Source organism: Verticiella alkaliphila, assembly GCF_018904615.1.
Taxonomy (GTDB): Bacteria; Pseudomonadota; Gammaproteobacteria; order Burkholderiales; family Burkholderiaceae_B; genus Verticiella; species Verticiella alkaliphila.
Map to the genome: position 1 here is coordinate 1 of NZ_JADCNH010000014.1, position 11,632 is coordinate 11,632.

An 11,632-nucleotide genomic window follows, 5' to 3' on the forward strand; every position below is an offset into this window, starting at 1 on the left:
CCCGCACCGGGGCGTGCGCTGCGGCGCCCGCGACTGGAGCCGGTCCACGGCGTAGCGCAGCGCGCGGGCATGCGCGGCGTCGGCGTGCGCGAGGCCCTGCAGCGCCACGTGCAGGCGGGCCGCGTTCATCATGACGAACATTGCCGACAGGCCGCGGTGCGGCTCGCCCACGAGCCACGCCTGGGCCGCCTCGAAGCGCATCTGGCAGGTCGCGCTGCCCTTGATGCCCATCTTCTTCTCGATGCCATCGCAATGCACGGCGTTGCGCGTGCCGTCCGGCAGCACCTTGGGCGCGAGAAAGAGCGAGATGCCGCGCGAGCCGGCGGGCGCGTCGGGCAGGCGGGCCAACACCAGATGCACGATGTTGTCGGTGAGATCGTGTTCACCGCCGGAAATGAAGATCTTGCTGCCGGTCACCCGATAGCTGCCGTCGTCCGCTGGCTCCGCCCGCGTGCGCAGCAGGCCGAGATCGGACCCGGCCTGGGGTTCGGTCAGACACATGGTGCCCAGCCACTCGCCGGACACGAGCTGCGGCAGGTAGGCCGCCTTCAGGTCAGGGGAGGCGTGCGCGTGCAGGCACGCGTACGCGCCATGCAGCAGGCCGGGATACATGGTCCAGGCATGATTGGCCGCGCAGATCATCTCGAAGAGCGCGCCATTGAGCACGTTGGGCAGGCCCTGGCCGCCGACGGCCGGATCGCAGGCCAGCGCAGGCCAGCCACCCTCGACGAAGGCGCGATAGGCCGCGGCAAAACCCTCCGGCGTGCGCACCTCGCCCGCCGACCAGCGGCATCCCTGCAGATCGCCCGGGCCATTCAGCGGTGCCAGCACGTCGCTCGCGAATCGCCCGGCCTCGGCCACCACCTGGCGCGCCGTGTCGGCATCCAGGTCCGCGAAGGCGGGCATGCCCGCCCACGCGCGGGGAAGCTGGAGCACGTCCTCGATCACGAACTGCAGGTCACGCAAAGGAGGCACGTACGTCGTCATGGTCGATCCGGCGAGTCAGCAAGGGGCTCCAAGCATACTCGCCACGAGCCGCGAATCCGCCAGAACTCGCGTCGCCTTGCCAAGCGCGCAAGATGCCGGTCCTACGCAGCCGGCGCGCGCAGCTGCTGATACACGAGCCGCGCCGCACACAAGTCTTCAAGCGCACTGCCCACGGCCTTGAACACCGTCACCTCGGTCGGGTCGCCCCGCCCTGGGTGACGCCCGCGCGTCAGGTCGGCGAGCGTGGCCTGGATGCCCTCGAGTGTCAGCGCACCTGCGGCCATGGCATCGAGAAGATCGCCTGACTTGCGCGGGGCCTCGTCGGTATCCACGAAGACGGCATTGCCCGAGAAGCACGCAGGATCGGCCTCGCGCATGGCCGGCGTGAAGCTGCCGATGAGATCGAGATGGGTGCCGGGACGCAGCCACGCGCCCTGCACGAGCGGCGCGGTGGCGAGCGTGGCGCAGCTCACGATGTCAGCCTCGGCCACGGCGGTGGCCAGATCCGTGACGGCCTGGGCCTCGATGCCTTCGGCACGCCAGCGTTCGGCGAGGGCCTCGGCCGACGCGGGCCGCACGTTCCACACCCGAACTCGCTGGATCGGCCGCACCGCCCGATAGGCGTCCACGAGCAGCGACGCCACGCGTCCCGTGCCCAGCACCAGCAGCGTCGTCGCATCCGCGCGCGCCAGGTAGCTCGCCGCCAGCGCCGAGGCAGCCGCGGTGCGGCGCGCCGTCACCTGATCGCCGTCGACCATGGCCAGCGGCACACCGGTCGTGGCGTCGTACAGCGTGTAAGTCGCGTGCAGCCCGGGCAGACCGCGCGCGCCGTTGTCCGGGAAGATGTTCACCGTCTTGATGCCCAGGTAGCCTTCGCCCCAGGCAGGCATGATCAGTACGGTGCCGGCGGTGTCGCCGGACTGCACGGTATGCACGTGGCGCAGTGGCACCTCGGTGTCCGCCTGGAAGGCGGCGCGCAGCGCCGGCACGAGCACGTCAAAAGGCAACGCGGCGCGGGTTTGGTCGGAAGAGGCGATCAGCATGGCAAGCTCAGGACGCGTGTCCGCAGGAATGGTAGAGGTCGATCTGGCTGCCGTCGGCATACTGCCCTGGCTGCGGCACGGCAATGCCCAGCCCAGGCTCGTCGCCCAACGTGATGACGCCATCCTGTACACGCGTCATCGGTGCCGGCATGAGCGCCCTGAGGTGATCGTGAAAGCCGTGCCACTCGGCACGCACGACATTGCCGCGGGCCGCTGCGAAGTGCAGCGTGGCAGCCTGCATCACGGCCGTGGAATACGTCTGGGGTGTGCTCTGCACGCCGTAGGTGCGGGCCAGGTCGTCCAGGCGCGCCGCGCCCGCAAAGCCGCCGCACAGCCCCAGGCAGAACTGCAGATAGCCCACGGCGCGCGCGTCGAGCAGCGCCGCAAAGACGGCGGGTCGATGCTCGGCTTCGGTGGCCACCACGGGCAGCCCGTGCGCCTGGATGCGGGCCATGCCGGCCACGTCATCGAACGGTACGGGCGCCTGCAAGGCGCTCACGCCCATCGCGCGCAGCGCGTCGCAGCCTTCCAGCGCGCCGGGGAGACACCATTGGTTCACGGCGTCGGCCCACAACACCGCCTCCGGCCCGATCGCGGCGCGCACGGCCCGCACGCGCGCCAGATCCTCGGCCATCGACAGCGCCCCGATCTTCATCTTGACGGCACGATGGCCCTGCGCGAGATAACCGGTCATCTCGGCGGCGAGCGCCGCCTCGTCCCCATCATCGCGATACAGGCCACCGCTCGCATAGACGCGGGCCTGCCCTGTCGGCCCGCCCAGAAAGCGCCAGAGCGGCAGGCCCTGGCTGCGGGCCTGGGCATCATGACAGGCCATGTCGACCGCGCTCAGGGCGGACGCGTGCGGCACCGTGAGCGCAGCTTGCGTATCGGCGTGCAGGTCGTCCAGCACCGCCTGGACGTCACGGCCGATCAGGCTGGGCGCGAGCGTGGCCAAGGCGGCCAGCACCGGTGCCGGATCGCTCGGCGCCGACCAGCCCTCGCCCACGCCGACGGCGCCGGTGTCCGTGTGGACCACGACGAGCGGCGCACGCCGCTCGTGCCAGCGAAAGGTCGGGTTCCAGGCGCGCCCGTCCAGCTGGCGGTGAAAGGCCAGCACCTGGACCCCGATGATGCGCGGCGCCGTCATGCGAGGCACGCCGGCGCGCGCGGGTCAGCGGCGGCGATCACTTCGCCCACTGCTCCTTGATGAGCGAGGGCGTCTTGCTCGGATCGACTTTCTTGGTCTCCAGATATTGTGCATACAATTCCTGGACGCGGCCGCTCTCGTACATCTTCTTGAACTCACCGTTCAGGAAGTTGCGGAACGCCGGGTCTTCCTGGCGACGAAAGCCCGCGCTCGTGGACAGCGCCACGACCGGCGTCGGGATCACGACTTCACCCTGGCGAATGCGCGAGTAGGCGACGGCCAGCACCGGCGTGTAGAAGGCGATGGCATCCACGCGCTTGGCAAAGAGGGCCGCCACGGCTTCGTCGTTGTTGGCAAAGCGCTCGATCTTGGCCTGCGTCAGGCGCTTGGTCAGGTCGCGGTCCGGCGCGGTACCCAGGCCCACGCCGATGCGGATCTCGGGCTTGTCGAGCTCCTCCCAGGTCTTCACCGAGAGGCCGTTGCGCGTGAGCACCCCCTGGGCGTACCAGAAGAGCGGTTCATCGGCGAAATCGACGGCCTTCTTGCGTTCTTCGGTGGCATCCAGGATGAACATCGTGTCGATTTGGTTGGCCTGGATGGCGGCCACGGCGTTGCCCCAGGTCGTCTCGACGGTCTGCAGCTTGACGCCAAGGTCCTTGGCGATGTCCTGCGCGATCAGGATGCCCAGCCCGCTCCACTCGCCGCTCGCGGGATTCTTGAAGTAGTAGGGATCGCCCGGAGCGACGCCGATGCGCATGACGCCCGCCGACTTGATCGACTCCAGCGTGGATTGTGCGTACGCGGCGAGCGGCGCGGCGACGGCCGCGGCGGCCAGGCCAAGGACGGCAACGTGGCGTTTGAGGGAATGCAGGAGCGCGTGCATGGTGGTTCTCTCAGGGAGGGGTTACTGCCGTTGGACGAAGCGTTTTTCCAGGCGGGACGCGAGGAAGGTGCCGGGGTAGATGATGAGGAAATACACGAGGGCGACGACCGTGAAGGTCTCCAGCGGCCGGAAGTACACCGTGCTGAGAAGCCGCCCCTGGTACATGAGCTCGTGCACCGCGATCACGGAGGCGATGGACGTGTTCTTCGCGAGTTCGATGCCGCGGTTGGTGAACGCCGGCAGCATGCGTCGGATCACCTGCGGCAGCACCACCCGGCGCAGCGCACGCCCGCGCGGCATGCCCAGGGCGAGCGCGCCCTCCCACTGCCCGCGTGGCATGGAGAGCAGGCCGCCGCGATAGATCTCGGCGCAATAGGCCGATGAATTCAGTACCAGGCCGAAGAGTGCCGCGGTGAAGGGCGTGAGCTGGATGCCGAGCAGGATGGGCAGCGCGTAGAAGAACCACACGAGCTGGATGAGCACGGGGATGTTGCGGAAGAACTCCACATAGGCCCGTGCCGGCCAGCCGATCCATGCCGAGCGCGAGGTGCGCGCGAGCCCGATGCCCAGCCCGAGCACCATGGAGAGGGGGAATGCGATCACCCAGAGCAGCGCTGTCATGCCCACGCCGCGCAGCAGCACGGGGTAGTTCGCCCAGAGGTCCGAGAAATCCCAGGTGTAGGCCAGATCCATGATCAGACGCCCCCTTGCGCGCGCAGCAGGCGCGATTCGGCCAGCCGGGCCAGCATGCTCAGCAGCAGGAGCGAAACGAAGAACATCAGCGCCACGGTGGTGTAGACCTCCAGCGGCCGGAAGGTGATGGCATTGACCTGCATGGCTTGATAGAGCAGGTCTGCGTACGCCAGCGTGGAGGCGAGCGCCGTCGTCTTGATGAGCTCGAAGGAGCGCTCCACGAAGGGCGCCACCATGCGCAGCATGGCCTGCGGGAAGATGATGCGGCGCAGGGCCTGCCACGGGCTCATGCCGATGGCGCGTGCGCCCTCCCACTGGCCGCGCTCGATGGACACGACGCCGCCGCGAAAGACTTCGGCGTAGAACGCGCCGGATTGGCTCGCCAGGGCGATCACGGCCGCGGCATACGGCGACAGGCTGATGTCGAGCAACACGGGCAACGCGTAGAACGCCCAGAAGAAGTGCACCAGCGGCGGCGTGTTGCGATAGAACTCGGTCACCCACAGCGCCGGGTAGGCCAGCGTGCGCCGCCCCGAGAGCCGCATCGCGGCCAGCACCGCGCCCACGAGCACCCCCAGCGCGATCGAGACGATCGCGATCCGAAATGTCCCGAGCAGGCCTGCCGCGAACATCTCGCGGTAGGCCCAGACGGCACCGAAATCCCATTCATACCCCATGCCGGGCTCCTGCACACGCGCCGCCTTGGCGGCCGTGGATTCACTGAGCGATATACGCCTGGTAGAGCGCGTCCAGACGCGCCGTCACGGGCCCGAAGCCCTCGCCGCTGCCAATGGCCCGGCCATCGATGGACCGCACCGGCGTGAGCCCGCCCAGCGTGCCGGTGACGAAGGCCTCGTCCGCGGCATAGGTCTGGGCGAGCGTGAAATCGCCCTCGTACACCGTGAAGCCGTTTTCGCGCGCGAGCCGCAACACCGTCTGACGGGTGATGCCGTTGAAGTTGTAGAGCCCGCTCGAGCACCAGAGCTCGCCCTGGCGCACGATGAAGAAATTGGTGGAATTGCAGCTTGCCACGAAGCCGCGCGAATCCAGCATCAGCGCTTCATCCGCACCCGCCTGGATGGCCTGGATCAGGGCCTGGATGAAGTTCAGCCGGCTGTGCGAATTCAGGTGCAGGTCGAACACGTCCGGATTGCTGCAGCGGATGGCGGACGTGAAGAGTGCCAGGCCGCGCGATTTGGCCGCCTTGTCCACGACCTTGTGTTCGGCCACGCACACGATGGTGGCGCCGGTGAGCATGAAGCGCGGATCCTGGTTGGGCGTGCTCTTGACGCCGCGCGTGATCATGAGCCGGGCATGCGCCCCATCCTGCATCCCGTTGCGCGCGAAGGTGTCGAGCACCACCTGCTTGACCGCATCGCGCGACAGCCCGATGTCCAGCAGGATGGACTTGGCGCCTTCGAAGAGGCGATCGATGTGTGCATCGAAGGAGACGACCTTGCCGTTGACCAGGCGCAGGCCTTCCCACACGCCATCGCCGCACACGTAGCCGGCATCGAAGATGGACACGGTGGCCTGGTCGCGCGGCACGAACTCGCCGTTCAGGTAGACCAGGACCTGCGCATTGCGCGGGTCGGCGAGATAGGACTGCGAGCTGGTGCCCGAGCGGGCCGGGGCGGACGAGGCGGTGGACATGGCGGAGCCGTCGAAAAAGGGTGGCGTCAGAAGCTGAACGCGGTGAAGCGTTCGAGAAAGCGCTGCGTGCGCTCTTGCTGCGGGTGTTTGAGCAGTTCCTCGGGCGGGCCGACTTCATGGAAGACGCCGTCGGCGATGAAGATGACCTTGGTGGCGAAGTGATAGGCAAAGCCCAGTTCATGGGTCACGAGCAGCATGGTGCGGCCCTCCTCGCCGAGGTCGCGGATCACGGCCAGCACCTCGCCCACGAGCTCGGGGTCGAGCGACGAGGTCGGCTCGTCGAACAGCAGCACCTGTGGCTCCATGGCGAGCGCGCGCGCGATGGCCACGCGCTGCTGCTGCCCGCCCGAAAGCCGCCCCGGATAGACGTCCGCCTTGTTGGCCAGGCCCACCTTCTCCAGATACTGCATGGCCTTGGCATGCGCCGTGGCACGCGACTCGCCCTTGACCGTGACCGGGCCCTCCATGACGTTCTGCACCACGGTCATGTGGGGAAAGAGATTGAACTGCTGGAACACCATGCCGACGGATCGGCGCACGTCGCACAGCTGGGCCTGCGAATACTGCACCGGCACCGTGCCGTCTGCCTGGGCGCGACCCGGCGTGCCGATCTGGCGTCCCTGGATCTCGATGCGCCCGGCGCTGGGCATCTCCATGAAGTTGATGCAGCGAAGCATCGTGCTCTTGCCCGAACCGCTCGAGCCGATGATGGCGATGCGCTCACCGGGCTGTACGTCCAGGTCGATGCCGCGCAGCACGTGCAGATCGCCGAAGCGCTTGTGCAGGCCCGACAGGCGGATGATGGGCGCCACGCCAGCGGCGGGAGCGGAAACAGCAGTCATACGGGCACCTGTGTCTTCTTGGAGCAGACCCAGAGAATCTGGGCGTCGTCATCGCTGCCGGCCAGCAGGGCGTGCCCCATCCGGCTGTCGAAGTAGCAGCTGTCGCCCACGGCCAGACGCAGCGGGGCGTAGAACTCGGAATGGATCTCGACTTCACCGGCGAGCACGTAGACGAACTCCTCGCCATCGTGGCGCGCCAGATCGCCGAACTCCGCGAGCGATCGCGCCTTGATGTGCGCGAAGATCGGCAGGAACTGCTTGCCGGACACCTCGGCGCAGAGCATGCGGTAGTCGTACTGCGGCGAGCCGTGCGGTACGCCCTCGCCGCGGCGGGTCACGCTGCGCCGGCCGGACACCGTCACGGGCGTGGGCGCGAAGAGATCGCCGACGTCCACGTCCAGGCCATCTGCCAGCGCAGCGACCTTTTCATACGTGGGTGAGAGCTGGCCGGTCTCGATCTTGGAGAGGGTCGATGCGGCAATGCCGCTGCGCGCACTGAGCTGCTGCAGCGTGAAGCCCTTGTCCGCCCGGAACTTGCGCAACTGCAGCGCCAGCACGCCCAGCTCGCGCCCGGTGTCGGCCACTGGCGTGGGCCCGGCCGGCCGGCCGACGCGGCGCGGCGCCTGGGCGCGTGCGGCCGGTGCAGCAGGGACGGTGGAGGGCGTGCGCCGAGACGACATGAAGAGCTCAGGGGCAAGAACGTGAATTCACTATACGAGATATTTTTCGTTTCCGATATTGATTTTCGGTATAAGCATCGGCTTGACGGGAGAGACACCGAGCGGAACGGGCCGACTGACTACAATGCAGGCTTGACCTTCCCCCTTGGCCGCCGTGTCCCTCCTTACCCGCGCCCGCTTTCACGTTTCCTCCGCCCGCCTGGACCAGCTTCCGCCGCCCGGCCCGCCGGAGGTGTGCTTCGTCGGCCGCTCCAACAGCGGCAAATCGTCGGCGATCAATGTACTCGCCGCCCAGAAGCGCCTCGCCTTCTCGAGCCGTACCCCAGGCCGCACCCGGCTCATCAACTTCTTCGCCCTGCCGGACCCGCTCGATCCCGAGGGTGCCCTGGGCTTCCTGGTGGACTTGCCGGGCTACGGCTATGCCGAGGTCGCGCACAAGGAAATGGCCCACTGGGGCGACGTGCTCGGCCGCTACCTGCGTGAGCGCACGTCGCTTGCCGCCGTCGTGCTGATGCTCGACATCCGCCGTGGGCTGACCGACCAGGATCGCAACCTGGTCAACTGGATCGCGCCCACGGGACGCCCTCTGCTGGTGCTGCTGACCAAGGCCGACAAGTTCGCCTATGGCCAGCGCGTGCGCGCGGTCGCCGCCATCCGCAAGGATCTGTCCGACATCGGTGCCCTGCACGTCGTGCCGTTCTCGGCCACGCACCGCATCGGCCTGGAAGAAGCCGCTGAATACATCGAGCGCTGGATCTCGCCTCAGGTCGTGCCCTGAGAGATCGCGCAGTCCCGGGACTGGCACGTGATCGCGCCGCCCGCCTACAAGACGAGATGGAGCCTGTCATGACGTTTGCCGCTGCCGCTTTCCCCCACAACCGCCCGCGCCGTCTGCGCGTGGACGATTTCACGCGCCGCCTGGTGCGCGAGCACCAACTGACGGTGGACGACCTGATCTACCCCGTCTTCGTCACCGAAGGCGTGGGCGTGCGCCAGGCCGTGCCCTCCATGCCGGGCGTGAACCGCTACTCGCTGGATACCCTCCTGCCGGTGGCGGCCGAATGCGTGGAACTGGGCATCCCGGTGATGGCGCTCTTCCCGGTGATCGATGCCTCGCTGAAGACGCCTGACGGCGTCGAGGCCACGAACCCCGACGGCCTGATCCCGCGCGTGGTGGCGGAACTGAAGAAGGCCTATCCAGACCTGGGCATCATGACGGACGTGGCGCTGGATCCCTACACCAGCCACGGCCAGGACGGTCTCATCGATGAAGCCGGCTACATCCTGAACGAGCCCACCACCGAGATGCTGGTGCGTCAGGCGCTGGTGCAGGCCGCCGCCGGCGTGGACATCGTGGCGCCCAGCGACATGATGGATGGGCGCATCGGCGCCATCCGTCGCGCCCTGGAGGAAGGCGGCCACATCCACACGCGCATCATGGCGTATTCGGCCAAGTACGCGAGCGCCTTCTATGGCCCTTTCCGCGATGCCGTCGGATCCGCCGCCAACCTGGGCAAGTCGACCAAGGCCACCTACCAGATGGATCCGGCCAACACGGACGAGGCCATCCGCGAAGTGGCGCTGGACTTGCAGGAAGGCGCCGACATGGTGATGGTCAAGCCCGGCATGCCCTACCTGGACGTGGTGCGCCGCGTGAAGGACACCTTCAGCGTACCCACCTTCGCCTACCAGGTGAGCGGCGAGTACGCGATGCTCAAGGCGGCGGCAGCCAACGGCTGGCTGGACGGCGAGAAGACCATGATGGAAGCCCTGCTCGCGTTCAAGCGTGCGGGCGCGGACGGCATCCTGACCTATTTCGCCATCGACGCGGCCAAGCTGCTGCGCGGCTGAAACAACGCGGCCCGGGCGCGACCATGTGCCCGCCGCGCGCAGGCGCCTTGCCGCGCACCATCGCGCCGGCGGCCACCCTGCCCTTTGGAGGCGCCATGCAGCTCTCGGCCAATCTTTCGATGCTGTACGCGGACCTGCCCCTGGCTGAACGCCTGGAGGCCGCCGCACGCGACGGCTTTGCGGGCGTGGAGATCCAGTTTCCGTATGACGTGGTCCCCACATCGCTCGCACAGATGCTGCGCGCGCATGCGATGCCCCTGGTGCTGATCAATACGCCCGCGGGCAGCCCGGGCGAGGTGGGACTTGCCGGCCTGCCCGGGCGGGAGGCCGAATTTCGTCAGGCCATGAAGACGGCGTTGGCCGTGTGCGCAGCCACGGGCTGCCCGAGCGTGCATGTGATGGCAGGCCGCCCGCCCGCCGATGCCGATCCGGCCGCCGTGCGCGCCACCCTCATCGCGAATTTGGCGTGGGCAGCACCGCTCGCCCGTGCGCAGGGCGTGACGCTGACCCTCGAACCGCTGAACCGTCACGACGTGCCCGGCTACGCTTATCACCAGCCCGCCGAGGCGCTGGCCGTGCTGCGCACGCTCGATGATCCGACCGTGCGCTTGCAGTTCGACTTCTATCACGTGCAGCGCGAAGGCCTGGACCTGCCTGGCGAACTCGCCACCGCGCTGCCGTGGGTGCACCACGTGCAGCTGGCGCGGGCCGAAGGGCGGCACGAGCCAGACCTCGCCGATACGGCCGTGATCGCAGGCCTGCGAGCGTTGCGTACGTCCGGTTATGCCGGCTGGATCGGAGCCGAGTACAAGCCTCAGGGCGATACGACCGCCGGGCTGACGGCATGGCTGCCGGCGTACCATCGACTGCTCGCGCCCTCGAGGGGTTCGGCCTGAGGCCACCCTGCCACGGCGCATCTGCGCGGGCCACCCACCATCGGCGGTGTGGGGCAGCTTCCGGTATGTCGCCATCTCCCCCGTCGCCTCAGACTCCGACGTCTGTGGCGCTGACGTCGCCCTCCAACCGCTGTGCGATCGCGCGAGCCATCCGCCCCGGCGACTGAGGGTCTGCAAACCAGTGCAGCGCAGGCTCGATCAACTCCAGCTCCATTAGCTGGAATGTTCCATCCACCACGATGCCATCGACCCGTGCATACAGGGGCATGGGCAGGCCCAGCGGGCGCAGGGCCTGCATCACCCTGCCCGCCTGGGCGCGCAGCCCCGCCGGTGCATCCGCCGCCGCCACCCGGCCGCCGTGGGCCGACTGCACGCGGAAGTCGCCCGCCGCCGGCCGCTTGAGCACAGCGTGACTGAAGGCCCCGGCCAGATAGATCAGGGACCACTCACCCCCGGTCTCGATCTGCGCCACGTAGGGCTGCAAGAGGTAGCAGCGATCCGCCGACAAGGCCCGCACACGGACCTGGAATGTTGGGTCGTCGGCCTGCCCTCGCCACGTGCCGCGGGCACTTGCGCTCACGGCCGGCTTGACGATGACGGTGTCGCGCCCGAATGACCCGAGACGTTGATGCAACTCGGCGCCGGAGACGAACTGCGTCGGCACGATGGCCACGCCCGCCGCATCCAGCGTGGCGAGATAGCGCTTGTCGCTGTTCCAGCGCACGGTGTCGGGCGAATTGAACACGGGCACCGGCAAGGCTTCCAGCCAGTCGAGGAAGGCCGCTGGACGCTCGACGTAGTCCCAGGTCGAGCGCAGCAACACCGCGTCGACACTGTGCCAGTCAAAGTCAGCCGACGCCCAGGGGACGGCCGCGGCTCGATGCCTGCGGCGGCCAGGGCCGGCACCAGCAAGGCATCATCGGCAGAGAGTGCAGGCTCGTCCGCATAGGTGGCGAG

Annotated in this window: 13 protein-coding genes and 1 pseudogene; 3 read left to right on the plus strand and 11 right to left on the minus strand. The window is 68.3% G+C overall.

Features of this window, described 5'->3' with window-relative positions; genetic code table 11:
* From IMZ29_RS10990 to IMZ29_RS11030, 9 genes are all read right to left on the minus strand, one after another.
* A partial coding sequence (locus IMZ29_RS10990) for an acyl-CoA dehydrogenase family protein (protein ID WP_216183674.1) occupies positions 1-987 on the minus strand: 987 nt, incomplete at its 3' end.
* Between the two features lie 101 nt (positions 988-1,088).
* Positions 1,089-2,030, minus strand: a complete 942-nt coding sequence (gene lhpI, locus IMZ29_RS10995; RefSeq protein WP_216183676.1) for a bifunctional Delta(1)-pyrroline-2-carboxylate/Delta(1)-piperideine-2-carboxylate reductase — start codon at positions 2,028-2,030, stop codon at positions 1,089-1,091.
* 7 nt (positions 2,031-2,037) lie between these two features.
* The gene (locus IMZ29_RS11000; RefSeq protein ID WP_216183678.1) at positions 2,038-3,177 is read right to left on the minus strand and encodes a mandelate racemase/muconate lactonizing enzyme family protein; all 1,140 of its coding nucleotides are present in this window, start codon (positions 3,175-3,177) and stop codon (positions 2,038-2,040) included.
* A 37-nt stretch (positions 3,178-3,214) separates the two neighbouring features.
* Positions 3,215-4,060 carry a transporter substrate-binding domain-containing protein gene (locus IMZ29_RS11005; protein ID WP_216183680.1) on the minus strand — a complete coding sequence of 282 codons (846 nt, stop codon included), beginning with the start codon at positions 4,058-4,060 and terminating at the stop codon, positions 3,215-3,217.
* 21 nt (positions 4,061-4,081) lie between these two features.
* Positions 4,082-4,753 carry an amino acid ABC transporter permease gene (locus tag IMZ29_RS11010; RefSeq protein WP_253207041.1) on the minus strand — a complete coding sequence of 224 codons (672 nt, stop codon included), beginning with the start codon at positions 4,751-4,753 and terminating at the stop codon, positions 4,082-4,084.
* Positions 4,754-4,755: 2 nt separating this feature from the next.
* Positions 4,756-5,430 (minus strand): amino acid ABC transporter permease, encoded by a 675-nt coding sequence (locus IMZ29_RS11015; RefSeq protein ID WP_216183682.1) that lies wholly within the window; start codon positions 5,428-5,430, stop codon positions 4,756-4,758.
* Positions 5,431-5,470: 40 nt separating this feature from the next.
* Positions 5,471-6,406: an aminotransferase class IV gene (locus IMZ29_RS11020; protein ID WP_216183684.1), complete on the minus strand. Its 936-nt coding sequence runs from the start codon at positions 6,404-6,406 to the stop codon at positions 5,471-5,473.
* 26 nt (positions 6,407-6,432) lie between these two features.
* A complete protein-coding gene (locus IMZ29_RS11025) occupies positions 6,433-7,248 on the minus strand; it encodes an amino acid ABC transporter ATP-binding protein (RefSeq protein ID WP_216183686.1) in 816 nt (271 codons plus the stop codon).
* Entirely contained in the window at positions 7,245-7,928 is a 684-nt protein-coding gene (locus IMZ29_RS11030) for a helix-turn-helix domain-containing protein (protein WP_216183688.1), read from the minus strand. Before IMZ29_RS11030 ends, IMZ29_RS11025 begins: the two co-directional genes overlap by 4 nt.
* A 154-nt stretch (positions 7,929-8,082) precedes the next feature.
* On the opposite strand from IMZ29_RS11030, the gene yihA reads away from it, so the two are divergent.
* The 3 genes from yihA (at position 8,083) to IMZ29_RS11045 (ending at position 10,675) form a co-directional block, all read left to right on the plus strand.
* Positions 8,083-8,706, plus strand: a complete 624-nt coding sequence (gene yihA, locus IMZ29_RS11035) for a ribosome biogenesis GTP-binding protein YihA/YsxC (protein ID WP_216183830.1) — start codon at positions 8,083-8,085, stop codon at positions 8,704-8,706.
* 68 nt (positions 8,707-8,774) lie between these two features.
* Entirely contained in the window at positions 8,775-9,779 is a 1,005-nt protein-coding gene (gene hemB / locus IMZ29_RS11040; RefSeq protein WP_253207043.1) for a porphobilinogen synthase, read from the plus strand.
* Positions 9,780-9,802: 23 nt separating this feature from the next.
* Entirely contained in the window at positions 9,803-10,675 is an 873-nt protein-coding gene (locus IMZ29_RS11045; protein ID WP_253207044.1) for a hydroxypyruvate isomerase family protein, read from the plus strand.
* An 88-nt stretch (positions 10,676-10,763) separates the two neighbouring features.
* Here the strand turns inward: IMZ29_RS11045 and IMZ29_RS11050 are convergent, their stop codons facing one another.
* Both IMZ29_RS11050 and IMZ29_RS23495 read right to left on the minus strand, forming a co-directional pair.
* Positions 10,764-11,426: an ATP-grasp domain-containing protein gene (locus IMZ29_RS11050; RefSeq protein ID WP_503660847.1), complete on the minus strand. Its 663-nt coding sequence runs from the start codon at positions 11,424-11,426 to the stop codon at positions 10,764-10,766.
* Positions 11,424-11,552, minus strand: a pseudogene (locus IMZ29_RS23495) (DcsG N-terminal domain-containing protein); the annotation flags it as partial. The gene IMZ29_RS11050 and the pseudogene IMZ29_RS23495, both read right to left, overlap by 3 nt.
* Positions 11,553-11,632: the final 80 nt, after the last annotated feature.